The organism is Massilia niabensis (genome assembly GCF_042655085.1).
Lineage (GTDB): Bacteria > Pseudomonadota > Gammaproteobacteria > Burkholderiales > Burkholderiaceae_D > Telluria > Telluria niabensis.
On record NZ_JBHSMU010000004.1, the window covers coordinates 243688 to 269359 of the forward strand.

Genomic DNA, 25672 nt, shown 5'->3' on the forward strand with positions numbered 1-25672 from the left:
TGATTACGGCCACGGTGCCCAGCACGAGGCTGACGAACTAAACAAGCGTGAGGCGATCCATTGCACAGTGCAGCCGACGACCCCGTTACCCATAGGCTTTTGACCTGACCGGCTTCGAGCGTTCCGACGATATTGGGAGTCCAATGCGCACAAGTATGACGATCGCCTTCAGCAAGGTGCCGCTGATCGACAACATAATTTACGGATAAATTCTTAGCCGAACGAGGCGATGCCGCTTGCCACGCCACGCCGGCCTCCGCGCACAATTCAAAGCGGCGCAATGACGGCCGGCTCCTGGTGGACAGCCGATGGCTCCGTGCACCATTCGCGAGTTGCAGGGCGAGACATGCATCGAACTGGAAGATGCACCGCCGCAAAAGCAGCAGATCGCGTGCACGCACAGCTTTGGTCAACCGATCTCGGCCTTGCCGCCATTGGTGCAGGGAGTCAGCGACTTTACCAGCCGGGCAGCCGGGCAGCCGAGAAGCTGAGGGAGCAGAATCGCGTTGCCGGCAACGTGCTCCTGTTCGCCCACACGTCACCGTTTCGGGCGAGGCCGCAATTCTCCCGGCAGACAACCGTGAAGCTCACGTGTCTGTTCCGAGATGCCGTTCTCCCGCGCCAGCACGGATACCAAGCTGTTCTCTGGTGGCATGATCCGCCTCAGGACGGCTTGCTTGCGTTATGCTAAATAACGTTTTACTGCATGTCTCGCTCCGCCTGCAAACACGATTAATGTAAATGAAATGACGCGACATCTATCCTGACACCGGGGGGCAGCCGCATAGCCCAGATCAAGTTGGAGAGCCATAATAAAAAACGGATTCACGTTGCACGTGAATCCGTTTTAGCTCAAGCCGGTCACAGGTCAATGCCTTAAGTGACTGGCATTAACCCAAAAGCAGCGTTCTACTTTGCTGCCGAATTGTTGATGGCCGGGCGGTATCGAACACTCGACACAAGGATTTTCAAAAACAAGGTTCCCTCGCCCGCGCCGACATGTGACATAGGCGTCAGCTGAGTATCGGTCTGACGCCCGTCAGCGCCTGCGTTAAGGAAACCCCGGGATTGTTCCGGGAACCGGAGAGTTCCAAGCGGACACGCTGACCTTGCAACTTGACAGGACTACAGCGCGATGTCAGGCGTTTTTTTCACTTGCCCAGGTTGAACGATGGCAGCTGCGCCCGGGACGAAGTTCTTCAGGCTTGGCGACGCGATCGTCAGCTGCAGTGTTTCAGCGGTGCTTGCCCAAGTGGCCGCCAGCAGCTGCACATTTTCATTCAGCTTTTCGCCATAGGACGGAACGATTTCGCGAATTTTTTCCTGCCAGGCGTCTGTCTTCATTTGATCCGGGAAAACTCTCTCCAGCAGCGACAGCATGATTGCTGGCGAGGTAGAGCCACCTGGTGACGCCCCCAACAACGCAGACAGCGAGCGATCTTCGGAAACCACCACTTCCGTACCAAGCTTCAGTACGCCGCCCTTGTCGGGCACGTTCTTGATGATCTGCACACGCTGGCCAGCTTGCCACAAACGCCAATCATCGTCCTTTGCCTCGGGCATGTAGCGGCGCAGCGCTGCCATTTTTTCTTCCTTGGACAGCTTCAATTGCTGCGCGAGATATTTGACAAGTGCAAACTCATTGGCGCCTACTTGAAGTTGCGGAATGATATTGGAGGGGGTGGTTGCCTTCACGATATCGGAATAAGCCCCATTCTTGAGGAATCTGGTGGACCAGGTGGCGAATGGCCCGAACAGCAGTACCGTTTTACCATCCAGCACGCGGGTATCCAGATGCGGCACCGACATTGGTGGCGAACCCGTGTCCGCCAGGCCGTACACTTTGGCCAGATGGCGCGAGGCGATTGCCGGATTTTCGGTGACCAGAAACTCGCCGCCGACCGGGAAGCCAGCATACTGTTTCGCTTCTGGAATGCCCGACAACTGTAGCAACGGCAATGCGGCGCCACCTGCACCGATGAAGATGTGGCGCGCATCAACCGTCTGGACTTTGGAACTGTCGTTGACGTCGAACGCTGACACGCGCCAGGATCCATCCTTGTTGCGCGTAATCGATCGGACCTCATATCCGGTCGAGATCTTGCTGCCCACAGTCTGGCTGAGATGCTTGTAGAACTGGCGGGTAATCGCGCCCAGGTTGACGTCGGTGCCGAGCGGCGAACGGGTGGCGGTGACCATCTCATCCGGTTTGCGGCCTTCCATCATGAGCGGAATCCATTGGGTAATCTTGGCCGGATCGGTAGTCAATTCCATGCCGGCGAACAGCGGCGATGCCTTTAACGCCGCAACGCGCTTGTGCATGAAGTCCCGGTTCTCCTTGCCAAAAACCAGATTCATGTGAGGCGTCGAATTGATGAATTCGCGCGGATTGCCCAGCACGCCCTTGCGCACCTGATGCGACCAGAATTGGCGAGAGATCTGGAAGCTCTCGTTGATCTCGATCGCCTTGGTAATATGCACTTGTCCTTTATCGTCCATCGGGGTGTAGTTGAGTTCGCAGAGCGCAGAGTGACCTGTGCCCGCGTTGTTCCAGCCATTGGAACTTTCTTCGGCAACTTTGTCCAAACGTTCGAACACCTCGAAGGTCCATTTTGGCTCCAGTTCGGCCAGATAGACGCCAAGCGTCGCGCTCATGATGCCACCGCCGATCAGCAGCACGTCAACCGTGCGATCTGCCTTGGCGGCACGGAACTGGCCCCCGAATGCAACCGAGTAGCCGCCGACCACGGCTGCGGCGCCGACAGCGGTTCCGATAAACTTGCGACGGGAGAAGCGCTTGCGGCTGGCGGGCGCTGCTGGATTCTTGCTGGTTTCTTGACTCATGCGATGAGTCCTCCTAAAAAAAATTGAATGCGACAGGCAGTCGTCGGTTAAAAAACGGTGCGCAGACGCGAGCTGATGTATTCAAGAATTACTTTTCTATGAATGACGCAGTGATGATTTGCACGTCTCAGCATTGCCTCCTCCGTATTGACCCCTTCGACGCGGGCTGAGGTCGAGGCCATGTTCGCCGGCCTCGTGCCAGGCTTGTCGGAAGCCGACCTCTTCAAGGGACAGTCCCCCTATTTTGCAGATGCCGTCTTCATGGCCCTGGCGAAGATCACCATGGATTTCGCATCGTGCGAACGCGACCGGATCGAGGCTTACAAGGCAAGTGGTTTTGCGATGATCTGGAGGCTGTACAGCAAGGACTGACCGGGGCATTGCCAGCATCGCCGGCCGGGCCCAGACGTTTCCGGTCTCCCCCAGGTTAGCCGGCCTGGCGCACCGACGGCTCGGACTGTAGTGCGACGAACGCTGCCTGCAATGCCCGGTCGACGTGCGACAGTACATTGAAGCTATGGGGCGACAGCAGCCAGTCACCGAAAAGGCCGGTGACGATCCCGTTCAGGAAACGTGATGCGAACTCGAGGTCCAGGCTGGCAGGCAAATGCTTCTGCTCGACAGCCGCTTCCAGCAGACGCTGTAGCGGCAGCTTGTATCGGACGATCGGTGTCAGCTGGCACAGCAGCGGGCGCCCGACGGGGCCGGCGGGCGTGTGGGTAGCGGGAGCTTCACTCCCTTCACCCAGGCCCAGCGAACCGATCGCATCGACGACCGCGCACTTGCAGGTCTCGCGCAGACGGACCAATGGATCGCCGGCGCGAGCCGAGGTGGAAACACTGTTGAAGGGCCCGGATGGCGACGACCTGGATTGGCATACCTCCCTGAAAAGCGCGTCCTTGCCGCCGAAGTGCCAGTACACCGCGCCGCGCGTGATACCGGCAGCAGCCGCGACCTGTTCCAGGCTTACTTCTTTCCAGTGATGCCCTTCGAAGATCGCGATGGCCGCGTCCAGAATCCGCCGGCGCGTCTCCAGCGCTTCCTCTTTTGTTCTCCGCATGATTAACCGCCTATCTGTTTATGCAGCATGCAGCATGCAGCAGCGCTGCATGCCCTGGAATTCCGGCGCGCAGCTTACGCCCCGTCGCGCCCTTCGTTCCAGCCCCCCCCGAGAACCCGATACAGGACGATGCGATTGCTTTGCTCGGCCAACTGGGCGGCGACCAGCCCCTGCTGGGCCGCGTACAGGGTCCGCTGGGCATCAAGCAGCACCAGGTAGCTGTCGCGGCCGCGGTCATAGCGCTCCTTCGACAGGCGGTGCGTCCGTTCGGCCGCCTGAAGCAGTGCCTGCTGCGCGTCGCGGCGCGCGGCCAGCGTCCGGGTCAGTGCCAGGGCGTCTGCCACGTCGCGGAACCCTGCCTGGATCGACTGTTCGTAGCGCGCCAGCGCGATGTCACGGTCTGCCGTGGCAACCCCCAGCTGCGCCCTGAGGCGGCCGCCCTCGAAGATCGGCAGGCTCACGCTGGGCATGAAGCCCCAGACCCGCGTGCCCGATTCGAACAATCCCGACAGCTGGTTGCTTGCGGAGCCGATGCTGCCGGTCAGCGAGATCGACGGGAAGAAAGCCGCCCGTGCCGCGCCGATATTTGCGTTCGCCGAGCGCAGCAGATGTTCGGCCTGGCGCACGTCCGGACGCCGCAGCAGGACTTCCGACGGCAGGCCCGCAGGCAGCGCCTGCAAGCCGGATACGGCCAGGTCGAAGCGCTCCGGCAAGCGGTCCGCCGGTACCGGCCGGCCAGCCAGCAGGTTCAGGTAGTTCTTCCCGGTGGCGACCCGCCCGGCGTAGTAGGCGACATCGGCGCGCGCGCTTTCGACCGTCGTGCGTGCCTGCTCGATGTCCAGGCCCGATACGGCGCCGGCGGTGTGGCGCTTGCCGATCAGGTCGAACAGCGCCTGCTGGGTGTCGAGGGTGGCCTGCGCGACGCGTTGCGACTCGAGGTCGGCCGCGAGCGTCAGGTAGATGTTCGCGATCTCGGCGATCAGGCTCAGCTGTACACTGCGGCGCGCTTCGCCCTGGGCGAGATACTGCTGCAGGGCGGCGTCGGTCAGGTTGCGCACCCGGCCGAACAGATCGAGTTCGAAGGCGGCGATACCGAGCGAAGCCGAGTAGACGTTGGAGGTAGCCGCTGCGCTGCCGCCGCTCCGGTCGCCGCTGAGGTTCACGCCTACCGACGGCAGCCTGTCGGCGCGCTGCACCTGGTAGGCGGCCCGGGTACGCTCGACGTTCAGCGCCGCAACCCGGAGGTCGCGGTTGCGTGCAAGCGCATCCGCAATGATTGCTTCCAGCTTAGGGTCGGTAAAGAAGTTGCGCCAGCCGACGTCGGCTACGGCGGATGCGCCGGCCTGTTCCGCTGCGCCCTCGCCCGCCGAGCCCGCCTGGCCGAACTGGGCGGGAATCTCGGCCTGCGCCCCGGGAAGCGCCGGCTGCAGGAAGCTGCAGCCCGCCAGGGTCATGGACAGCGCGAGCGCCGCCGTTTTGAGTGTTAATTTATTCACTTGCAATACCCTCTGCCACTGGTTGATGGGTAGCCGGACGCGCCGCAGGCTTTTTCTGGCCAAGCAGGCGCTGCACGACCACGTAGAACAGCGGAATGAAGAACAGTCCGAGAAGCGTACCGACGACCATGCCGCCCACCACCCCGGTACCGATCGCGCGCTGCGCGCCAGAACCTGCGCCGGAGGCCAGCGCCAGCGGCAGCACGCCCAGGCCGAAGGCCAGCGACGTCATGATGATCGGACGCAGGCGGTCGCGCACTGCCTGCATGGTGGCCGCGACCAGCTCCATCCCGCTGTCGAGGTTCGCTTTGGCGAATTCGACGATCAGGATGGCGTTCTTGCTGGTCAGGCCAACCGTGGTCAGCATCGCCACCTGGAAGTACACGTCGCGGCTCATGCCTGCCATCGTATTGGCCAGCACGGTACCGAGGATGCCGAGCGGTGCCACCATCAGCACGGCGGTCGGCACGGTCCAGCTTTCGTACAGCGCCGCCAGGCACAGGAACACGATCAGCAGCGACACGGTGTACAGCATGGTGGTCTGCGATCCGGCCTGGCGTTCCTGGTAGGACAGCGCAGTCCATTCCACGTTAAAGCCTGCCGGCAGCGTTGCTGCGAGGCGCTCGATTTCGGCCATTGCCTCGCCCGAGCTCACGCCCGGCCGGCCTTCGCCCTGGATTTCCATGGCGGACACGCCGTTGTAGCGTTCGAGGCGCTGCGAACCGTACTCCCAGCGCACACTGGCGAAGGAAGAGAACGGCACCATCTCGCCATTAGCGGCGCGCACCGACCACAGCTTGAAGTCTTCCGGCGTCATGCGGTAGGTGGCATCGGCCTGCACGTAGACGCGTTTCACCCTGCCGCGGTCGAGGAAATCATCGATGTACTGGCCGCCCCATGCGGTCGACAGCGTGGCGTTGATATCGGAGACCCGCACACCGAGCGCCGCTGCACGCTTCTTGTCGACCTCGACGCGCAGCTGTGGCGTATCCTCCTGGCCGTTGGGGCGCACGTTGGTGAGCAGCTTGCTTTCGGCGGCGGCCGCCAGCAGCTGGTTGCGGGCCTGCAGCAGTGCATCGTGGCCGAGGTTGGCGTTATCCTGCAGGAAGAAGCTGAAACCGTTCGCCGTACCGAGTTCGATGATCGCCGGCGGCGCGAATGCGAACGCGAGCGAATCCTTGATCTGCCCGAACGCACCCATGGCCCGCCCGGCAACCGCGTCGACGCTCAGTTCCTTGGTAGTACGCTCTTTCCAGTCGCGCAGCTTGACGAACGAGATACCGTTGTTCTGGCCCATGCCGGCGAAGCTGAAGCCCTGCACCGAGAACACCGATTCGACGGCGCCCTTCTCGTTTTCCAGGAAGTGGCGCTCGACTTGCTTGATCGTGTCGACAGTGCGCTCCTGGGTAGCGCCAACTGGTCCCTGGATCATGGCAAACAGCACGCCCTGGTCTTCGGCAGGCAGGAAGGAGCTCGGCATGCGCAGGAACAGCACACCCATCACCACGAACAGGCCGGCGAAGATCAACATGAATCGCTTGCCGCGTTGCAGGATCCCCTGCACGCCGCGCTGGTAGCTGATGTTGCCGCGATCGAATTTGCGGTTGAACCAGCCGAAGAAGCCGCGGCGCGGCGCGTGGTGGTCCTTGGTGACCGGCTTGAGCATGGTCGCGCACAGCGCCGGCGTCAGCACGATCGCGACCAATACGGACAGCGCCATCGCCGCCACGATTGTCGCCGAGAACTGACGATAAATGATGCCGGTCGAGCCGCTCATGAAGGCCATCGGCACGAACACTGCCGACAGCACGACCCCGATACCGACCAGGGCGCCGGTAATCTGCTCCATCGACTTGCGCGCCGCTTCCAGTGGCGACAGTCCTTCTTCGGCCATGATGCGCTCGACGTTCTCGACCACCACGATCGCATCGTCGACCAGCAGGCCAATCGCCAGCACCATGGCGAACATGGTCAGCATGTTGATCGAGAAACCCATGACCGAGAGCAGACCGAAGGTACCGAGCAGCACGACCGGCACTGCGATGGTTGGAATCAGGGTGGCGCGAAAATTCTGCAGGAATAGATACATCACGAAGAACACCAGGACGATGGCTTCGATCAGCGTATGGACGACACCCTCGATCGACACCTTCACGAACGGCGTCGTATCGAACGGCACGACTGCCTTCATCCCTGCGGGGAAATAGGGTGAGAGCTTGTCGAGCTGGGCCTTTACGGCGGTCGCAGTGTCGAGCGCGTTGGCGCCGGTGGCGAGTGAGATCGCCACGCCGACTGCCGGCTTGCCATTGTGGAAGGTCTTGAATTCGTAGCTTTCCGCGCCGAGCTCCACGCGTGCGACATCGCCCACTGTCAGCACCGAGCCGTCCGGGTTGCTGCGCACCACGACCTGGCGGAACTGTTCAGGCGTGCGCAGCCGGTCCTGGGCCGAGATGGTCGCGTTCAGCTGCTGGCTCGCCACCGCCGGTGCGCCGCCGAGCTGGCCGACAGCCACCTGGGCGTTCTCCGCCTGGATCGCAGTGATCACATCGGTCGCGGCAAGATGGAAGGTTTCGAGCTTTTTCGGGTCGAGCCAGATCCGCATCGCGTATTTCGAACCCCAGACCTGCAGGTTGCCCACCCCCGGAACCCGGCTGAGCGGGTCCACCAGGCTCGAAGTGACGTAGTCGGCGATGTCATCCTTGTCCATGCGGCCATCTTCGGACACGAAGGCCAGCACCTGCAGGAAGCCGGACGCAGACTTGCTGACGTTCACGCCCTGGCGCTGCACGTCCTGCGGCAGCAGTGGCATGGCCAGTTGCAGCTTGTTCTGGACCTGCACCTGGGCGGTATCCGGATCGGTTCCATTCGCAAAGGTCAGCGTCAATTGGGCCATGCCATTGGACGAGCTGTTGGAGGACATGTACAGCAGGCCGTCCAGGCCCTTCATGTTCTGCTCGATGACCTGGGTGACGGAATCCTCCACCACCTTGGCCGATGCACCTGGATAGGTTGCCCGGAGTTCCACGGTGGGCGGCGCGATGGTCGGGTACATCGACACAGGCAGCTTGACTACCGCCAGCGCACCCGCGAGCATGATGATGATTGCGATCACCCAGGCAAAGATCGGGCGATCGATAAAGAAGCGTGCCATCTGTTTCTCCGATCAGGATTTCGCAGGCAGCTGTGCCGCCGCGGTGGACGCGGCCTGCGCTGCCGGCTTGGCCTCGGTCGCGGTGACCGAGATGCCTGGCTTGATTTTTTGCGCGCCTTCGATGACCACGCGGTCCCCGGCCATCAGGCCCTGGTCGACCAGCCACTGGTTCCCGACCGCGCGGTTGACGACGACCTGGCGCGCTTCGACCTTGCCCGCCTTGTTGACCACCATCACGGTCGCATTGCCGCGCGGATCGCGCGCAACGCCTTGCTGGGGCACCAGGATCGCATCAGGACGCACGCCGTCGCCGAGCTTGGCTCGCACGAACATTCCCGGCAGCAGAAGACCCTCGGGGTTCGGGACAACCGCCCGTACCGTGTAGCTGCCTGTGGTCTGGTCGACCGTGACATCGGCGAAAGCCAGCTTGCCCTTGTGGGCGTAAGGCGTGCCATCCTCGAGCAGGATCTGGATGGGAAGATTGTCAGCCGTCGTGACCTTGCCGGCGGACATTTCCTGACGTAGCTGCAGCAGCTCGCTGCTGGACTGCGTGACGTCGACATATAGCGGATCAAGGCGCTGGACGACCGTCAGCGGCGCTGGCTGGCTGGCAGTGACGAGTGCGCCTGCGGTCACGGTCGATTTCCCGACGTGGCCACCGATCGGCGCGTCGATGCGCGCATAGCTGAGCGTGACACGGCTGCGCTGCAAGGCAGCCTGCGCCACGCCCACGTCCGCCTTGGCCTGCGCCAGTGCAGCCTGCGCATTCTCGTTGTCCTGGCGGCTGACCGCATCGATCTCGACCAGTTCCGCGGAGCGGCGCGCATTCAGTTCGGCCTGCCTCAAGGTGGCCCGGGCGCGGCCCAACGCCGCGCTTGCGCTGGCGACATCAGCCTCGTAGAGCGGGTCCGACAGCTGGTACAGAGGCTGCCCCGCCTTGACCATTTCACCCTCGACAAACAGGCGCTTCGTCACGATTCCACCAACTTGCGGCCGGACCTCGGCGATCAGGGAGGGCGTCACGCGTCCCGACAGCTCGCGCGTCAGCGTGAGCTCTTGCGCTTGCAGTGTGACGACTGTGACCGCCGGTGCGGCCTGGGACGGTGCGGGAGCTTCGGTCTTGCCGCAACCGGCCAGGAAGAGAGAAGCGAGCGCCAGGGCGAGGATGCCTCGGCCCGTAGCCCTTGAATTTTTTGTTGACATTGATGCTCCAGGGAAGACGGATATAACTGCTGTAAATATAGATGAGTGAGTACTCAGTCTTTAAAGGATATACCAACACGCTTGTATGTGCAAGCGGTAGAACTACGTAGGAGGCGCTGAAATCGTTTCGGGAGCTTGTCCAGGCCTGGAACAAGCGGCAGAGCAGCTGAAGGTCGCATCATCCGCTGGCGCTGGTAACGCGCAGGCAACCCGACGCCGACGACTCACACGGACGGTAACCCTCGCCTATTGATTTTGACGAGGATGTGGATGGAGAAGTACGGGCGCCCTACCCGTGCGCGACTCGACAGACCGATTTGACGGGCGGCTGTACGAGGTCGCCACGGGTCCACCATCGCTGCCGCAACGCCTATTTCCGACAGTATCTGTCCCGGCAAGCGGCACCGACAAGCGTGCAAATTGCACATTTGGTGGCCGACGACCGCTACGCGAAAAAAACGCGCCAATGCGCGTCGAAGCCGCTCTGCTTGTACAAATCGGCGCGTTGTGGATCGCGGCCTGCAAAGTCGATCGTTGCGTCTGCAAGTGCAATGAAGATGGTTTCGCCGAATTCCGGCGGATGGTCACCGAAGACATCACTCTCGCTACCGGCTTCGGCTAGGCCAACATCCGGAAACAGCAGGGCTTCTGTTTTCCGGGTGTGATCAGTCAGGATGTCGCTAACCATCAGCCGATGGCGGGCGCCCCGCCTCTCGGGATTGGCAAGACCCCAGTCGATGTAGGAATTCCAGATCGCCCGTGCGCGTTCCAGCAAGGGCTCTCCTAGGACCACGCATTCGCGCAATTTGCTGCACAGGTCGCAGTGAATATCGACATACAGGGTATTCAGCAGCGCCTCTTTGCTCACAAAATGCTTGAATAAAGTTGTTTCGTCGACGCCGGCCGCCTTGGCAATCCGGGAAACAGACACGTCGACTCCGTATTTCGACACCGTGTGGGCGGCAGCCGTCAGAAGGAGCGCCCGGTGGTTATTGCTTTTCAGGGACATCATATAATCCGGTAGTTTGAAAGACTGAGCACTCACTCATTAAAAAGAAAGAAAGACGGATGTAATGCATTGATCGTGGCGCCGTCCGTAAGGTTTACGACAACGGCATGGAGCTCGTAAAAACGTGTTTCGGGTTTATGTAGCGATGCACGCCTGGTATGCGCGCACGCAGGAGCGGCCAGCTTCAACGGCCAGGAGCACATCGTACAAGACACCAAAGCTGCCCCCTTGCCTTGACCGGTTGCCGTACGGGCCGTTCAGTCAAGGTGCGACCAGGCGCCGCACCGCTTCCACCAGGGACGCGCGCAGTGCGCTGCGTTCGCAGGAGTCGAGGCTGCAATAGTCGATCTGGGTCGACGCCAGGCGGTTGACGAAACCGAGCAGCTGTTCAGCCGGGATGGCGTTGGTGATGACCCCGGCCTGCTGCGCGGCGCGCACTTTCTCGCGCTTGTCGGTACGGGCAGCGAGCATGGCCTCGCTCATCTGCTTGGGGTCGCCCTGTTCGAGCTGCATCCAGTTCCACAGGCGCAGCACCTCGGGATTATCGCCGTACCAGTCGAATACGCGCCCCGCGTAGCCTGCCAGGTCATGGGAGTCGACCGGCACTTCCGACACCGCGCGCGCCACGATCGTGTCGAGCACCGCTTCGAACAAGCCATCCTTGCTGCCGAAATAGCCGTAGATCGACTGCTTGTTGCAGCCTGCCCCCTCGGCGATACGGTCGACGCGTGCTCCGGCAATGCCGTAGGCGGCGAATTCCGCCGTCGCGGCCTCGAGCAGGCGGCGCCTGGTCTCTTCGGGGTTTCTCATCTTCGCTCCAGTTTGACTCAAAATAAACCAACTAGTTGGTTGACAACGTCTGGATTGCCGCCTACAGTATATCAACCAACTAGTTAGTTGGAAAGCGACACACGTTTGATTTGGAGAGCGGCATGAAGATTCTGGTATTTGGAGCGAGCGGGATGGTGGGACAGGGCGCCGTGCGCGAAAGCCTCCTGGCGCCCGATGTCAGCGAGGTGATCGTGGTCGTGCGGCAGACGCTTGCGCTGAGCCACCCGAAGCTGCGCCAGATCGTCGTCGACGACGTACTCGACCTGAACCTGCACCGCACCCAATTGAAAGACGTGAGCGGCTGTTTCTTTTGCATCGGTGTCAGCTCCTCTGGCATGTCCGCCGATGCCTACAAGAAGTTCACGCACGGCTTGACGCTGGCAGTGGCCAACAAGCTTCTTGCCATAAATGAGCGCATGGTCTTTGTTTACGTGTCCGGTGCCGGCGCTGACAGTTCGGAGCGCAACGGGCGGATGTGGGCACGGGTGCGCGGACAGACCGAAAACGCCATCCTGCGCCTGCCGTTCGCCAACAGCTTCATCCTGCGCCCTGCCCTGATTCAGCCGCTGCACGGCGCGCGCTCGAAAACCCGTTCTTACCGCGTGCTGTACCGCATCCTCGCTCCGGTGCTGCCGTTGCTGCGCTGGATCGCGCCCGGTTCGGTGCTGAGCACGCAGCTGCTGGGCGAAGCGATGCTCGGCCTGCTGCGCCGCGGCGCGTCGGTGCGCGTGCTCGAGTCGAGCGAGATCCGCGCGCTCGTCGAGCAAAGTCCACCGACATGTCCAGCGGAACGCGAAAGCGCCTCACCATGCGCCCCCTGATCGTCGCCGTCCTGGTCGGCCTGCTGCTGGGCGTGTCCATGTTCGCGGCGACCTCGGCGTCCGGCAGCAGGCACGCGTCGCCGCAGTTTCGCGACGGCCAGTTCCACAACGCCGACCCGATGCTGAAGCAAAGCGCCACTGAAATGGCGCGGCTGATGTGGGACTTCATGTTTAATGTACCCGAGGGCGCATCGCCCGCGGGGGCGATACCGGTTCGGGCCATGACCAGAAGCGCGCTCCTGGCTGCACCCGACAACACGCTGTACCGCCTCGGGCACTCGAGCACCCTGCTCAAGCTCGGGGGCGAGTTTTATCTGCTCGACCCGGTCTTTTCGAAGCGCGCCTCGCCGGTGCAGTGGGCCGGCCCGGCGCGCTTCCATGCGGCGCCGATCAGCATCGAGGAATTGCCACCGATCAAGGCGGTCTTCATCTCGCACGACCATTACGATCACCTCGACCACGCCACCGTCACGGCGCTGGCGAAAAAGACGCAGTTCTTCCTCACGCCGCTCGGCGTCGGCGAGCGCCTGGTCGACTGGGGCGTGGATGCGGCCAAGGTGCAGCAGTTCGACTGGTGGGAGGGCGGCGAAATCGACGGCCTGCGCTTCGTGGCCACGCCCGCCAAACACTTCTCGGGACGCAGCCTCACTGACGGCGACGCCACCCTGTGGGCTTCGTGGGTCTTCATGCATGGCGACCTGCGCCTGTTCTACAGCGGCGACAGCGGATACTTTGGCGGCTTCAAGGAGATTGGCGCCAAGTATGGGCCGTTCGACGTGGCCATCATCGAAAACGGCGCCTACGATAAGCAGTGGCCGGACGTCCACATGCAGCCCGAGGAAACCCTGCAGGCGTTTGCGGACGTCAAGGGCGCCTGGCTGTTGCCGGTCCACAACGGGACCTTCGATCTCGGCCTGCACCGATGGCAGGCGCCGTTCGAGTGCATCGCCGCCCTGGCGCAGCAGCAGGGCGTATCGGTAGCGACGCCGCAGATGGGCGAAGCCGTCAACCTCAAACAACCGCATGCCGGACAGCCTTGGTGGCGCGGCCTGAAGTAAATCCTCAAGGAGTCGGCGCGTGAGACCAGGACAGCACCAAGGCCGTACCGAGCCGGCACATCCGGCGCCACATTACCCGGAGCCACTCGACTACCAGGCCGCCGTGGCCGAGTTCGACCGGCTCTGGGAAACCGGCGCCGCCTGCCGCGAGCCGGAGCGGATGCGCCAGCTGCTACAGGTAATCGACGCGGTCGAAGGCGCGCCGGCCGCGCGCACGGCATAGCTGGCGGCTGGCGCCGATTATGAACCCAGCCTGATCATGACCGGGCTATTCGCGCGCCGACGCCCTATCGCTTCGACGGGCTTATAAGTCTCAGATGTCTGCAGGTTCTGTCAGCGCCGGTTCGACCTGTTGGCCATCATGCGGCTTCTACGCGCCTTCGCACTGCAGGGTGCCCGTTCTATTTCCTCGACATCGCCGAGGAGGCCGCGCATGCCCTGGCTCAGAGCCGATCGCGACACGCCCGTCTGCGCAGCCGCGCGTGTAAAACTTCCTGTGCGCGCGATGGCGACGAACGTAGACAAGTCACACGACGCTTCTCTCGCAATTTATAAGATTTCCTAATAGACCCATGCGGATTATGCCTCTTATCAAAGGCAAATTGGTCGTGTACAGTTGTGGGCTTTTGACCGTCCAGCGACTGTCTTTTGGCTTTTCATTCTTCAATATAGGAGTTACCCATGACCGGATCAAATACCCCATCCGTTTGTGTCGTTGGCGCCGGCTCGATGGGTGTCATCACCGCATACCACCTGAGCCTCGCGGGCGCCACGGTCACCTTCTTGGTGCGGCCGCACCATCGGGAACGCTTGTCGAGGCCGCAGATCCTCTACTCGTACGACGACAACAGCCTGAAGACCTTCACCGGCTACGAACTGCTCACCGATCCGACCGAACTGGCCGGAACCTCGTTCGATTTTCTGGTCATCACGCTCGATGGAGCGGCACTGCGCGCGGAAGCTGGCCAAAGGCTGGTGGAAGAAATAGGCCGCGCATTCCGGGGCACCAACACCAAGGTCATCCTCGGCAGCGTTGGCATCGATCTTCGGTCGTGGTTCCTGGAAAGATCCGGACTTGCAGAGACGCAGGTAATCAAAGGCGTTCTTGGGAACCTCATCTACGAAATCGGCCCGGCGACGATTCCTCTGCATCCTGGTGTCGATCCGGACCTGCTGGCCAGGGCCGACTTCGGGTATCGCCATTTCACTCCGGCCGGCTTCCACGTGGATCTCAGCGTGCCGCAGGTGGCGCATGAGTTCGCCACACTCTACAATCGATGCGGCGTCTCTGAATGCGGTGTCATCCCCGTCAACGAATTCAAGGTGTGGATTACGTACTTTGCGGCGTTGGCAGCATGGGAACTGCTCGGATGGCCTGTCACTGCTGATATCGATCCTACAGATGAGACCTGGAAGCTCGGCACCGAAGCGATGCGCGAATTCCAACGTTTGCCGATCTTCGGACAGACCGGTCTCGCCGCCAGCGAAAAGATCAATGCGGACACGCTCCTGGAGTTCTTCCGCGAACAGGAGACGGGAACCCTGCCCCTCGACCTGGCTGCCTTCTACCGGTACCACCACGGTGGCAAAGTCAACGGCCAGGACCATCAAATTCTTGGTGAGGCGCTGGCCCTCGGGGAGGCAGAAAGTGCCGACGTGCCCGCGCTGCGTCGGCTGGTCGCGCGACTGGCATCATCCAAGGAGTAATCAGATCGGCGAACTGCTGAGGGGTCGTGATGCGCTCTGAAGCACCCTGGCGCCTGCGCCAAACAGGATTTCGTTCGCCGTCAAGTCCATGGGCAGGCTGATCGCAAATGCGTGCGTGCGAATGAGTCGGCGCCGCCTGTAGCGTCGAGGCCGCAGCCGGGCCTCCCCTGCATGGTGCAGCGGCTCGCCGGTGGCCTCCAGTTTGCAGGGTCCTTCCGCAGAATGATCGTGGTGCTGATGTTGAATGCGCCAAACTCCCGTCGTAGCCTCCACACAAACGTTCGAGGCAGGTTCAGGCGGGACGGCCAGGCGCATGCAGAACTGTCGAGGCAACGCTCTTTCTGGCGTACGCGTCCATCGCGGGGAATCAAGCCATCGCCTGCGCTATGAGTTCCAATGATCGCAGCCGTTTTGCTGAATCGAATACGTCGGAGACGATCATCAATTCGTCCGCCCTGGTCTTCTTGACGAGCCCTGTCAAACCGCTGCGCACCGTTTCGCGGCTGCCGATGACACTGCAAGCAAGCATCTGCCCTGCCTGGTACTTCTCGTGCGGGGTCCAATACGCCTCGATATCCTCGATCGGCGGCTGCAACAGCCCGCGGACCCCGCGGAACATGTCGGCAAACGACATCTGCTGCGACGTCGCCAGATGGCGGGCTTCCTCGTGCGTATCGGCCGCAATCACATTCACACCGACCAACGCGTACGGTTTGTCCAGCTGCGCCGATGGCTTGAAGCCCGAACGGTAGAGCGCAAGCGCCTGGTGTAGCGCCTGCGGCGCAAAATGGGACGCAAAACCAAAGGGTAGTCCCATGGCCGCCGCCAGCTGCGCGCCGAACAGGCTTGAACCCAGTATCCAGAGCGGTACGGCGGTGTCCGAGCCAGGTACCGCCTCGATGCCCTGCACGGCGCCATCGGGTGCGAGGAAGGCCTGCAGTTCGCGCACGTCCTGCGGGAAGTTCTCGGCGTTGGCCGGGCTCCTGCGCAAGGCGCGCAAGGTGTTCTGGTCTGTCCCGGGCGCGCGGCCCAGCCCGAGATCGATACGTCCAGGGAACAGTGTTTCCAGGGTGCCGAACTGTTCGGCAATAACGTAGGGCGCGTGATTCGGCAGCATGATGCCGCCGGCACCCACGCGAATGCTGCTGGTTCCTGCCGCAATGTGGGCGATCACGATCGAAGTGGCGGCCGTGGTGACGGCAGGCGAATTATGGTGCTCGGCCACCCATATACGGCGGTAGCCCAGCCGCTCGGCATGCTGTGCAAGCGTTCTGGCGTCATCCAGGGCGGTGCGACGGTCCGATCCCTGGCGCACACGCCCGAGTTCGAGAATGGAAAGTGGAATCATGGTATTTCCTGACGGTGAGCTTTTCGTCGCAAACAAAGAGGTGTACAAGGGTTCGGCCGTCGCACGGTCGCGGCAGGAGGTCGTACGGCGACGCGATCGTCCAGCCAATATTGTGCCGGAGCGCTGAGGTGGTCACGTAAAGTTGCTCCTGGCAATCCGTTTCGGTCCTACCCGTTCCGGTACGGCAGTCCCAAACGGCCGCGCAGGGTCGGTTCGTCATAAGCCTTGCGGAACAAGCCCCGGCGCTGCAGGATGGGGATGACTTGGTCGACAAAGTCGGTGAGCGCAGTCAGGCCCGAGTCGGGCGTGATGTTAAAACCGCGGCCGATATCGGCCCTGAACCAGGCCTCGAGGAGATCTGCGACCTGCTCCGGCGTACCGAGCGCCACAGGATGATAGTTGATCGGCCCGTGCGCGAGGATATCGCGAATGGTCAGCCCTCGCTTCGCCAGCTCGTATGCCCTGCGCGATCGTGGATCTGCGGGCGTCGGCCGCGCCCGGGCCATTAGGTCCTGCGGAATGGCCTTGCCACGATCCAGGCCGTCCAGGTGAATTCCGAGCATGTAGCCCAGATAAGCAACTCGCGAGTCCGGATCGGCCAGATCGTCGAGCGCCGCGCGGCGATCGAGCGCTTCGCGCTCAGTCGAAGCGACAGACGTAATGATCCCCGAAAAAACAGTGATATCCTCAGGCTTGCGGCCATGGCGCGCCATGGCGTTCTTCAGCGTACTCCAATAGCGTTGGGCACTCTGGATGTCGTAGGGATTGTTATAGGTCGCGTCCGCGCTTGCGGCGGCCAACTGGAACCCGTCCTGGGCGCCGCCGGCGGTAAAGACCACCGGCATACCTTGTGGAGAAGGCGGCAGGTTCAAAGGACCCTTTGTAGTAACGAACTCGCCGCGATAGTCGATCGACTTGATCTTGCCTGTATCGGCGAATCGGCCACCCTCGACGTCCAATAGAAGCGCATCCTGTGGCCAGCTTCCCCACAGCTTCACGACCGCTTCATGAACTTCGCGCGAGCGCGCGTGTTTATGCTCCGACGATGGCAGCCCCGGCAAGTAGTTAAGAAGCGCGGCCGACGCACCCGTTGTGACGACGTTCCAGCCGACGCGCCCTTTGCTGACCAGATCAAGCGACCGGAACTGGCGCGCGATGTTATAGGGCTCGTTAAACGTCGTGGACATGGTCGCGACAAGTCCCAGCCGCTCGGTTGCCATGGCCATCGAAGTCAGTACGACGATGGGATCAAGGCTGGTCTGGGGCTGGGAGCGCGCGATGTCGTTGGCGGTTCCAGGGATATCGACCATGAAGAATGCGTCGACCATGCCACGCTCAGCGACCTGCGCTGCTTTGACGAAGGTCTCGATGTCGACAAAGGCCGACGGGTTTTCACCAGGCCAGCGCCAGCCGCCCGGTTCGACGCCGTAACCGCTCGACAACTGGACTGTCAGGTGCATCTGTTCGCTGTTTGTCATCTTTGTATACTGTTTCGGATTCCACGGGGTTGTGAGCGACTAGCCCGACGCGCGCGGGGCCCCACGCTGGGCAAGAACCCGCCGTCTTGCGTCGGCATGGGCCACCACCCGGATCAGGCGCAGACCGTCATGTTCAGCGATGGAAGATCACGCTTTCCTCCACCGGCGCCTTTTCGATCCGGTATGCATTTGCCGCAGACGCCGTGTCGGGATAGCCGAATGAGATTCCAAACAGCATCTTCATGGACGGGTCGATGCCGAGTACCTCGCGAATCGTTTCCGCGTAAAAGCCGAGCATGGTTTGCGGGATTCCACCGAGGCCATGCGCGGTCAGCGAAAGCAGGAACGTCTGGCCATACATGCCCATGTCACCGGCGGCGCGCACGTTATCGCCAAAGGCGGGCATGAACAGCAGGGCGACATGCGGCGCGCCGAAGAAGTCGAGGTTCAGTCTCGCAGCGGTCCTGCGGTCCTCCGTCGCTTCACGCGCGACCCCGATCGCCTGGTAATAGGCCGCGCCCTGGTCCTTGGCGCGCTGGCTATAGACGCCATGGAAGTCGCGCAGATCGAAGCTGAAATCCGGCGTGATTCGCCCAGCGTCGTCAGCGGCGAGGATAGCCTTGCTGAGCTCGTCCCGCTTTGCACCCGACACGATGTGGATCTGCCAAGGCTGCGTGTTGCAGTTCGAGGGCGCAAGCTGCGCATCTTCCAGCACGGCGCGGATCACCGCATCGGGCGCTGGGGCGGGCAGGAAGTTACGGACAGAATGGCGGTTGCGGACGACATCATGGAACAGTTTCGATTCGGGCATTTTGCGCGTTTCCATTGGTAGGGTGAGAGCGGGAGTGACAAACTTGAAGATGAACTGCAGTGGAGGCGGCGCCTTCGTGCGCTCTCGGGCATGGAGTGCAGGCTTCCTACTGTAATGGAACGGGCTGTCTTTGATAAGGGGGCATAATCCGCAAGGGCTTATTAGGAATCCTTATAAATGGCAAAAGAAAACCTGAACGATCTGACTGCTTTCGTTGCGGTGGCGCGTGCAAAGAGCTTCACCCGTGCGGCTGCCCAACTCGGGGTATCCCAATCGGCATTGAGCCAGACGATCCGTGAACTGGAAGCGAGGCTGGGCGTGCAGCTGATTTCAAGGACCACGCGCAGCGTTGCGGCCACGGAGTCCGGGGAACGACTGCTGATCACAGTCGCGCCGAGACTCGAGGAGATCGAGGCGGAGCTGAGCGCACTGCGCGCGTCGCAGGACAAGCCGGCAGGGACAATTCGCATTACCACCCCCGGTCATGCAGCTGACTCCATTCTTTTGCCAAAGCTCGCCAGGGTGCTGCCTGACTACCCCGACCTCAAAGTCGACATCACGACGGATTACACGATGGTTGACATCGTCGAGCAGCGGTTCGACGCCGGGGTGCGTATCGGCGACCAGATTGCAAAGGACATGATTGCGCTACGCATCGGGCCGGATCTTCCTGTCGCCGTAGTCGGGTCGCCAGCGTATTTCGAGAGGCACGCGCCGCCCAGGGCGCCCGGGGATCTGGTCAACCATACCTGCATTAATTTCCGCATGCCGACATATGGGCAACTGCATGTCTGGGAATTTTCAAAAGGCAAACGAAAACTCAACGTGCGTGTTGAGGGCCAGGTGAGTGTGAATAGCCCGCCGCAGCAAATAGAAGCGGCGCTGAAAGGCCTGGGCCTGGCTTATCTTTTGAAAGATGGCGTTCAGGAGCATATCGATCAGGGGGGGCTTCGATCGGTACTCGCGGACTGGTGTCCAACCTTGACCGGCTACCACCTTTACTACCCGAGCCGTCGGCAATCGCCCGCTTTTGCATTGCTAGTCGACACTCTACGATATAAAAAGTGACGGGAACTAGAGCGTGGCACCGTACCCGCCTTGCTGGATGGCGAGGTCCGGATGACCGAGTCGGCGGCGATCTGCCAGTACCTCGCCTCCCGGGCCGTCTCGAGCATGCACGTCGAGACCGGCGAAAGCGATTACGGCGCCTACCTGAACTTCCTGCATTTCGGCGAAGCGACCCTGACCTTCCCGCAGACGCTGGTGCTGAGATATGGGCACTTTGAAACGCTGGAGCGGCGGGTGCCGCAAGTGGCCTACGATTACACGCGCTGGTTCCTGGCGCGGCTGCGGACACTGGAACCACGTCTGCGAAAGCATGCGTATCTCGCCCAGGACCGCTTCACTGCTGCTGACGTGTCGGTCGGCTATGCGCTGTTGCCGGCCGAGCACCTGAGCCTGGACACACGGTTTACGCCCGTGGTGGCGGACTATTGGAAGCGCCTTCGCATGCGTGACGGCTTCCAGCGCGCTCTGGCTTCCCAGGAACGTGCCGCGCTAGCGCAGGGTATTTCCACGGTACTTGCGCCTGACATACGGCCTGGCGCTTAACGAGCCTTGGCGGGCACGCCAGTTCCTTGGTGGTTCAACTCTGCATTCGAGCACTCCGGCGGGCGCCCTGCTTCGACATCTACCAGGTCCAGGATTCCATCAGCGTCAATGCGCTGGCCATCTTGCAGGAGCGAGCGTCATTCCCGGTTTTGTTCGCACCGTCCACCATCTCGACCACTCCGACGATGCCCGGCTCCAGGCCTGGAAGACAGCGCGGTTTCGGAAAGCGGCTCGTGACCTGTGCGTTTGCGGTCTCCGGCAGGGAACGCTGAAACAAGATCATGGGAGCGACACCGCGGTGGTATCGAACGGCGTCGATACCACATGCTACACCAGCCGCGCCAAGGCACGCAGCGTGCTGCTGAGGGAGCGCCTGGGACTCTGGGCCTGCGCCGTATTCGTGGCAGACGGCGGAATCGAACCCCGCAAAGCCGCCTGGCGATCTCGCGTGCGCCACGCTGCTCGACCGCACGTATCGCCTCAAGGACATCCTGCGGCCTGATCTCGGTGACCCAGAAGGTCTCTAAATTTCGGGAAAATATCAAGCTCGAAGCGATGAAGAATATCGTGCGCCGTTTGCGGTTGCCATTGCCCGAGCATGGTTCGGTGCCACTCGCGTGCGAGCTTCTCGAACGTGTTGGCCGCGATCGCCTGCTGGTGACTCACGCGTTCAGTTCGGACACGCCCCGGGTCCTTGCCCTCCGCGAGCAGCTGGCGAGTCGCGTCGCGTCTGGCCCGTGCGTCGACCAGGGAGACGTCCGGATAGCTGCCGAAGCTCAGCCGATTTTCCTTGCCATCCGGCTGCCGGTACTTCATCCGCCACAGTTTGCCTCCGGCTGGCATCACCTCGACATACAGCCCCCCTCCATCCGCGAGCTTGTACGGCTTCTCCTTCGGCTTTGCGGCCTTGATCTGCAACTGCGTCAATGGCGGAACGCGCTTAGGCATTTTGGGGGCATGTAGTCTGGCTGAGGGCGTCGATGCCCATAATTCTGCCCCTATGCTTTCTGGCTCTGCTGGGACAGCGGAGGCCAGTATTGGACGAAAAAAAACCCGCTGTCCTATGAGGACTGCGGGTCTCTTGATATCCGTCGACTGGAACGGAAGTGTTCTGGCGGAGACGGTGGGATTCGAACCCACGATACAGGTATAAGCCGTATGCATCCTTAGCAGGGATGTGCCTTCGGCCACTCGGCCACGTCTCCAATCAACTCCAGCAAGTTTCGCTAGCGCTGAGTGCAAGCATCTTAATGGCCGGTGCCCGATTGGTCAAGGCGGCGCGGCCAAAAATATGGAAAAAGTTAAGCTTTCTCCAAGTCAAACGCTTTGTGCAGGGCGCGGACGGCCAGCTCCATGTACTTCTCGTCGATGAGGACCGAAATCTTGATCTCGGAGGTCGAGATCATCATGATGTTGATGCCCTCTTCGGCCAGCGTGCGGAACATCTGCGAGGCGACGCCGACGTGGCTGCGCATGCCGACGCCCACGGCCGACACCTTCGAGACCTTGGCGTCGCCGACGATGCGGATATAGCCCAGCTCTTCGCGCTGCGCTTCCAGCACGGCCATCGCGCGCTGGTAATCGTTGCGCGACACGGTGAACGTGAAGTCGGTCTTGCCGTCGACCGACTGGTTCTGGATGATCATGTCCACTTCGATGTTGGCGTCCGACACTGGACCCAGGATGTGGTAAGCCACGCCCGGCTTGTCCGGCACGCCGATGACGGTAATCTTGGCTTCATCACGGGTGAATGCGATACCGGAGATGACGGCTTGTTCCATGTTGGTTTCTTCCTCAAACGAAATCAGGGTGCCGGAGTTGGCTTCTTCTTCCAATGGCATGTGCGGATCGGTCAGCGACGACAGCACGCGTGTCGGCATCTGGTAGTTGCCGGCAAACTCGACCGAGCGGGTTTGCAGCACCTTCGAACCGAGCGATGCGAGCTCCAGCATTTCTTCAAAAGTGATTTTTTCCAGGCGGCGCGCTTCGTCGACGACGCGCGGGTCCGTCGTGTAGACGCCGTCGACGTCGGTGAAGATCAGGCATTCATCGGCCTTCAGCGCGGCGGCGATTGCCACGGCCGAGGTGTCCGAGCCGCCGCGGCCCAGGGTCGAAATGTTACCCTGCTCGTCCACGCCCTGGAAACCGGTGATGATGACGATCTTGCCCGCGTCGAGGTCGGCACGCACACGGGTGTCGTCAATCGACTGGATGCGCGCCTTGGTGAACGCGGAATCGGTGCGGATGCCGACCTGCCAGCCGGTGTAGGACACGGCGTCCTTGCCGATGGCCAGCAGCGCCATCGCCAGCAGGCCAACCGAGACCTGCTCGCCGGTCGAGGCGATCATGTCCAGTTCGCGCGGATCGGGCTGCGCCATGATTTCTTTCGCCAGGCCGATCAGGCGGTTCGTTTCGCCCGACATGGCCGACGGCACCACGACGATCTTGTGCCCCGCATCGTGCCACTTGGCGACGCGGGTCGCGACATTCTTGATACGGTCCGTCGAGCCCATCGACGTACCACCGTATTTGTGGACAATTAAAGCCATAACAGGAAGGTTTCCAGCTTGTAGAGGATCAAAAGGGAGCACCTACTCTAGCATGTTGCAGTGCAAAATCACAAGGGAGGCAATCCGAAAAGCTATACGAAATGAAAATAAAGTAATACGTTTTTCGCATAGAAACTATTTGACTTTACCCCGGCTGTGATTCCCAGCGCAACGCAACGAGCTCGGCCGGAGCGGCGCCAAAATGGCGGCAGTCCATGCCGAGGCCGGCGGCAAAGAGCAGATCGCGGCCGGTGCTGATGGTCGGCAGCCGCCCGCGCTCCCAGGCCGGTACGTCCGCCGCCTGGTAATGCGCCTTCAGGCCACGCGTGGGCCGGTTCGGCGCCAGCTTGAGGCGTTCGCCGCCCTTGCGGAAATCGATCACGAGCGGCCGGCCCTGCAGCCAGGCGGCATCGAATCCGGTGTCGGCAGGATCGAAGCGCAATACCCCGCCGTAAGCCGGGAACGCCAGCTGCGCCTCGCCGCGCCAGACGAAGCTTTCACCGGGCTTGTCGATCACGCCTTCGTCGTCCGGGTCGCGCATGCCGGCCAGATCGGGCAGCTTCGGGGTGATGTGGAGCCGGTCGCGGTAGCGCCGGATGTGGCAGGCTGGATGGGTCACCAGCAGCTGCGCGTCGTGCCGCGCCTCGATCAATTGCCCCACCATTTCGGTCAGCCAGGCTGTCGAGGGCATCGCCAGGCCCTGGACCGCAAACCAGTGGCGCAGCATGTTGTAGGCCCGATCCAGGCTCATTGCGCGCAGGCGCGCGCAATCGATGGCGCCATCCATCAGGCTGGCGGCCAGGTCGTCCTGCGCGAGCTCGACCAACAGCCGCTGCGCCGACTGCGCATGCCCCGCGCTGCGCGCAAAACGCTCCTGGAAACCGGGAAAGGCCTGCGCGAGCGCCGGCATCACCGTGTGGCGCAGGGCATTGCGGGCATAGCGCACATCGAGGTTCGATTCGTCCTCGACCCAGGAGAGATTCGCGCCGCGCGCATGGGCTTCCAGCTTGGCGCGGCCCACGGTCAGGAGCGGGCGCGCCATCACGAGCGCGGGATTGCCCAGCAATTCGGGAGCGGCATTGGCCGCATCCATGCCCGACAAACCGGCCGGGCCCGAGCCGCGCAGCAGTTGCAGCAGGACGGTTTCGGCCTGGTCGTCGAGGTGATGGGCGGTCAGGAGGACGGTCGCGCCATGCGCGCGGCACATGTCGCCCAGTGCCCGGTAACGCAGCTTGCGGGCACTCGCCTCGACGCCGGAACCGGATGAGGCAACCGCGACCCGGCGCGCCTCGAAACCGGCGCCGAGGGCGCTTGCCGCCTGCCCGACATGGGCCAGCCAGGCGTCGGCATTCGGGCTGAGCCCGTGATGGACGTGGAAGACGTGCAAGGCGATGCCATGCGTGCGGCACCAGGCTGCGGCGAGGTCGAGCAGGACCATCGAATCGAGGCCACCGCTGCAGGCAATGGCCATCGTAAAGGGAGAATACTGGGCGCGCAGCGCATCGAGCGCGCGCGCGAAAGTTGCCGGGACTGGTCCGGTTTCGGTGCGGCTCACGGGATGGGACTCACTCGGTAGGACTGGCTTAGGGACGTGCGTCAGGTGCATAAAGCAGGCCGCGACGGGGACGGCGGGAAACAGCGGCAGCAGGCCCCAGCGACGGGGACCTGCTGCGAGGTACTTACTCTTCGCTTGGCGTCATTTCCTTGAACTTGCCGTAAGACATTAGCTTCTGGTGACGGGCTTCGAGCAAATCCTTGGTTTTCATGCCCTGGAACTGGCGCAGGGTATCGGCCAGCGCGCGCTTGAGCATCTGCGCCATGCCCTTCGGGTCGCGGTGGGCGCCGCCGAGCGGCTCGGTGATGATCTTGTCGATCACGCCCATTGCCTTCAGGCGATGCGCGGTCAGGCCCAGCGCATCGGCGGCGTCGGCCGCGCGCTCCGAGGTCTTCCACAGGATCGAGGCGCAGCCTTCCGGCGAAATCACCGAATAGGTGGCGTATTGCAGCATCAGGACCGCGTCGCCGACGGCAATCGCGAGCGCGCCGCCCGAGCCGCCTTCACCAATGATGGTGGCGATCAGCGGCACTTTCAGTTCGGCCATGACGTACAGGTTGTGGCCGATCGCTTCCGACTGGCCGCGCTCTTCGGCGTCGATGCCGGGGAACGCGCCCGGGGTGTCGACGAAGGTGAAGATCGGCAGGTTGAATTTTTCGGCGACCTTCATCAGGCGCATGGCCTTGCGGTAGCCTTCGGGCTTGGGCATGCCGAAATTGCGCATCGCGCGCTCTTTCGTGTCGCGGCCCTTCTGGTGGCCGATGACCATGCAGGCCTGGCCGTTGAAGCGCGCGAGGCCGCCAATGATCGACTGGTCGTCGGCGAAGGTACGGTCGCCGTGCAGCTCATGGAAGTCCGTGAAAATATTGTTCACGTAGTCCATGGTGTACGGGCGCTGCGGATGGCGGGCGATCTGCGACACCTGCCACGGCGTGAGCTTGGCGTAGATGTCCTTGGTCAGCTGCTGGCTCTTCTTGTCCAGGCGGTCGATTTCTTCAGAAATATCGACGGCCGAATCGTCCTGGACGAAGCGGAGCTCTTCGATTTTCGAATCGAGCTCGGCAATTGGCTGCTCGAAACTGAGGAAAGTTGTTTTAGTCATTGTACCTCCGGGTTGTTCTGTTGCCAGGGCGCAAGGCG

At 62.1% G+C, this 25672-nt stretch carries 23 protein-coding genes, 1 tRNA gene and 1 pseudogene; 8 read left to right on the forward strand and 17 right to left on the reverse strand.

Going from position 1 to position 25672, the window contains the following annotated elements:
• The first annotated feature begins 346 nt into the window (after window positions 1-346).
• Window positions 347-691 (forward strand): DinB/UmuC family translesion DNA polymerase, encoded by a 345-nt coding sequence (locus ACFPN5_RS03735; protein WP_379780243.1) that lies wholly within the window; start codon window positions 347-349, stop codon window positions 689-691.
• Between the two features lie 434 nt (window positions 692-1125).
• On the opposite strand, the gene mqo is transcribed toward ACFPN5_RS03735, so the two are convergent.
• Window positions 1126-2844, reverse strand: coding sequence for a malate dehydrogenase (quinone) (mqo, locus tag ACFPN5_RS03740; protein ID WP_379780245.1), 1719 nt, complete (start codon window positions 2842-2844; stop codon window positions 1126-1128).
• A 180-nt stretch (window positions 2845-3024) separates the two neighbouring features.
• Between mqo and ACFPN5_RS03745 the strand changes: the two genes are divergently transcribed.
• Complete coding sequence (locus tag ACFPN5_RS03745) at window positions 3025-3216, forward strand: hypothetical protein (protein WP_379780247.1); 192 nt, start codon at window positions 3025-3027, stop codon at window positions 3214-3216.
• A gap of 55 nt (window positions 3217-3271) precedes the next feature.
• Here ACFPN5_RS03745 and ACFPN5_RS03750 read toward each other — a convergent pair whose 3' ends face one another.
• The 6 genes from ACFPN5_RS03750 to ACFPN5_RS03775 all read right to left on the reverse strand — a co-directional run bounded on the left by ACFPN5_RS03750 (window position 3272) and on the right by ACFPN5_RS03775 (window position 11573).
• Window positions 3272-3904, reverse strand: a complete 633-nt coding sequence (locus tag ACFPN5_RS03750) for a TetR family transcriptional regulator (RefSeq protein WP_379780249.1) — start codon at window positions 3902-3904, stop codon at window positions 3272-3274.
• Window positions 3905-3978: 74 nt separating this feature from the next.
• Window positions 3979-5400, reverse strand: a complete 1422-nt coding sequence (locus tag ACFPN5_RS03755) for an efflux transporter outer membrane subunit (protein WP_379780251.1) — start codon at window positions 5398-5400, stop codon at window positions 3979-3981.
• Window positions 5393-8551 (reverse strand): efflux RND transporter permease subunit, encoded by a 3159-nt coding sequence (locus ACFPN5_RS03760; protein WP_379780253.1) that lies wholly within the window; start codon window positions 8549-8551, stop codon window positions 5393-5395. Before ACFPN5_RS03760 ends, ACFPN5_RS03755 begins: the two co-directional genes overlap by 8 nt.
• Before the next feature lie 12 nt (window positions 8552-8563).
• Window positions 8564-9754, reverse strand: coding sequence for an efflux RND transporter periplasmic adaptor subunit (locus tag ACFPN5_RS03765; protein ID WP_379780255.1), 1191 nt, complete (start codon window positions 9752-9754; stop codon window positions 8564-8566).
• A gap of 445 nt (window positions 9755-10199) precedes the next feature.
• Complete coding sequence (locus tag ACFPN5_RS03770) at window positions 10200-10766, reverse strand: TetR/AcrR family transcriptional regulator (RefSeq protein ID WP_379780257.1); 567 nt, start codon at window positions 10764-10766, stop codon at window positions 10200-10202.
• Between the two features lie 258 nt (window positions 10767-11024).
• Window positions 11025-11573, reverse strand: a complete 549-nt coding sequence (locus tag ACFPN5_RS03775; RefSeq protein WP_379780259.1) for a TetR/AcrR family transcriptional regulator — start codon at window positions 11571-11573, stop codon at window positions 11025-11027.
• 122 nt (window positions 11574-11695) lie between these two features.
• Here ACFPN5_RS03775 and ACFPN5_RS03780 point away from each other — a divergent pair, with 122 nt between their 5' ends.
• From ACFPN5_RS03780 to ACFPN5_RS03790, 3 genes are read left to right on the forward strand one after another with little or no spacing between them, the layout of a single operon-like run.
• Entirely contained in the window at window positions 11696-12415 is a 720-nt protein-coding gene (locus tag ACFPN5_RS03780) for a Rossmann-fold NAD(P)-binding domain-containing protein (protein WP_379780261.1), read from the forward strand.
• Window positions 12403-13473 carry an MBL fold metallo-hydrolase gene (locus ACFPN5_RS03785; RefSeq protein WP_379780263.1) on the forward strand — a complete coding sequence of 357 codons (1071 nt, stop codon included), beginning with the start codon at window positions 12403-12405 and terminating at the stop codon, window positions 13471-13473. Before ACFPN5_RS03780 ends, ACFPN5_RS03785 begins: the two co-directional genes overlap by 13 nt.
• A gap of 19 nt (window positions 13474-13492) precedes the next feature.
• Complete coding sequence (locus ACFPN5_RS03790) at window positions 13493-13696, forward strand: hypothetical protein (RefSeq protein ID WP_379780265.1); 204 nt, start codon at window positions 13493-13495, stop codon at window positions 13694-13696.
• Between the two features lie 110 nt (window positions 13697-13806).
• Here the strand turns inward: ACFPN5_RS03790 and ACFPN5_RS03795 are convergent, their stop codons facing one another.
• On the reverse strand, window positions 13807-13998 hold the full coding sequence (locus tag ACFPN5_RS03795; RefSeq protein WP_379780267.1) for a helix-turn-helix domain-containing protein: 192 nt from the start codon (window positions 13996-13998) through the stop codon (window positions 13807-13809).
• A 156-nt stretch (window positions 13999-14154) separates the two neighbouring features.
• Between ACFPN5_RS03795 and ACFPN5_RS03800 the strand changes: the two genes are divergently transcribed.
• On the forward strand, window positions 14155-15180 hold the full coding sequence (locus tag ACFPN5_RS03800) for a 2-dehydropantoate 2-reductase N-terminal domain-containing protein (RefSeq protein ID WP_379780269.1): 1026 nt from the start codon (window positions 14155-14157) through the stop codon (window positions 15178-15180).
• A 367-nt stretch (window positions 15181-15547) separates the two neighbouring features.
• On the opposite strand, the gene ACFPN5_RS03805 is transcribed toward ACFPN5_RS03800, so the two are convergent.
• The 3 genes from ACFPN5_RS03805 to ACFPN5_RS03815 form a co-directional block, all read right to left on the reverse strand.
• Window positions 15548-16528: an LLM class flavin-dependent oxidoreductase gene (locus ACFPN5_RS03805; protein WP_379780271.1), complete on the reverse strand. Its 981-nt coding sequence runs from the start codon at window positions 16526-16528 to the stop codon at window positions 15548-15550.
• Window positions 16529-16695: 167 nt separating this feature from the next.
• Window positions 16696-18006, reverse strand: coding sequence for an NtaA/DmoA family FMN-dependent monooxygenase (locus tag ACFPN5_RS03810; protein ID WP_379780273.1), 1311 nt, complete (start codon window positions 18004-18006; stop codon window positions 16696-16698).
• 133 nt (window positions 18007-18139) lie between these two features.
• Window positions 18140-18817 (reverse strand): nitroreductase, encoded by a 678-nt coding sequence (locus ACFPN5_RS03815; RefSeq protein ID WP_379780275.1) that lies wholly within the window; start codon window positions 18815-18817, stop codon window positions 18140-18142.
• A 177-nt stretch (window positions 18818-18994) separates the two neighbouring features.
• On the opposite strand from ACFPN5_RS03815, the gene ACFPN5_RS03820 reads away from it, so the two are divergent.
• Window positions 18995-19885: a LysR family transcriptional regulator gene (locus tag ACFPN5_RS03820; protein ID WP_379780277.1), complete on the forward strand. Its 891-nt coding sequence runs from the start codon at window positions 18995-18997 to the stop codon at window positions 19883-19885.
• A 15-nt stretch (window positions 19886-19900) separates the two neighbouring features.
• Window positions 19901-20428 (forward strand): annotated as a pseudogene (locus tag ACFPN5_RS03825) (glutathione S-transferase family protein); the annotation flags it as partial.
• Between the two features lie 79 nt (window positions 20429-20507).
• Here the strand turns inward: ACFPN5_RS03825 and ACFPN5_RS03830 are convergent.
• The 6 genes from ACFPN5_RS03830 to ACFPN5_RS03855 all read right to left on the reverse strand — a co-directional run bounded on the left by ACFPN5_RS03830 (window position 20508) and on the right by ACFPN5_RS03855 (window position 25634).
• Window positions 20508-20711: a hypothetical protein gene (locus ACFPN5_RS03830; RefSeq protein WP_379780279.1), complete on the reverse strand. Its 204-nt coding sequence runs from the start codon at window positions 20709-20711 to the stop codon at window positions 20508-20510.
• 197 nt (window positions 20712-20908) lie between these two features.
• Window positions 20909-21376 carry a tyrosine-type recombinase/integrase gene (locus ACFPN5_RS03835; protein ID WP_379780281.1) on the reverse strand — a complete coding sequence of 156 codons (468 nt, stop codon included), beginning with the start codon at window positions 21374-21376 and terminating at the stop codon, window positions 20909-20911.
• Between the two features lie 164 nt (window positions 21377-21540).
• Window positions 21541-21633 (reverse strand) — tRNA-Ser (locus ACFPN5_RS03840).
• A 96-nt stretch (window positions 21634-21729) separates the two neighbouring features.
• The gene (locus ACFPN5_RS03845) at window positions 21730-22977 is read right to left on the reverse strand and encodes an aspartate kinase (RefSeq protein ID WP_379780283.1); all 1248 of its coding nucleotides are present in this window, start codon (window positions 22975-22977) and stop codon (window positions 21730-21732) included.
• 145 nt (window positions 22978-23122) lie between these two features.
• Complete coding sequence (gene tilS, locus ACFPN5_RS03850; protein ID WP_379780285.1) at window positions 23123-24532, reverse strand: tRNA lysidine(34) synthetase TilS; 1410 nt, start codon at window positions 24530-24532, stop codon at window positions 23123-23125.
• Between the two features lie 124 nt (window positions 24533-24656).
• Complete coding sequence (locus ACFPN5_RS03855) at window positions 24657-25634, reverse strand: acetyl-CoA carboxylase carboxyltransferase subunit alpha (RefSeq protein ID WP_379780288.1); 978 nt, start codon at window positions 25632-25634, stop codon at window positions 24657-24659.
• Window positions 25635-25672: the final 38 nt, after the last annotated feature.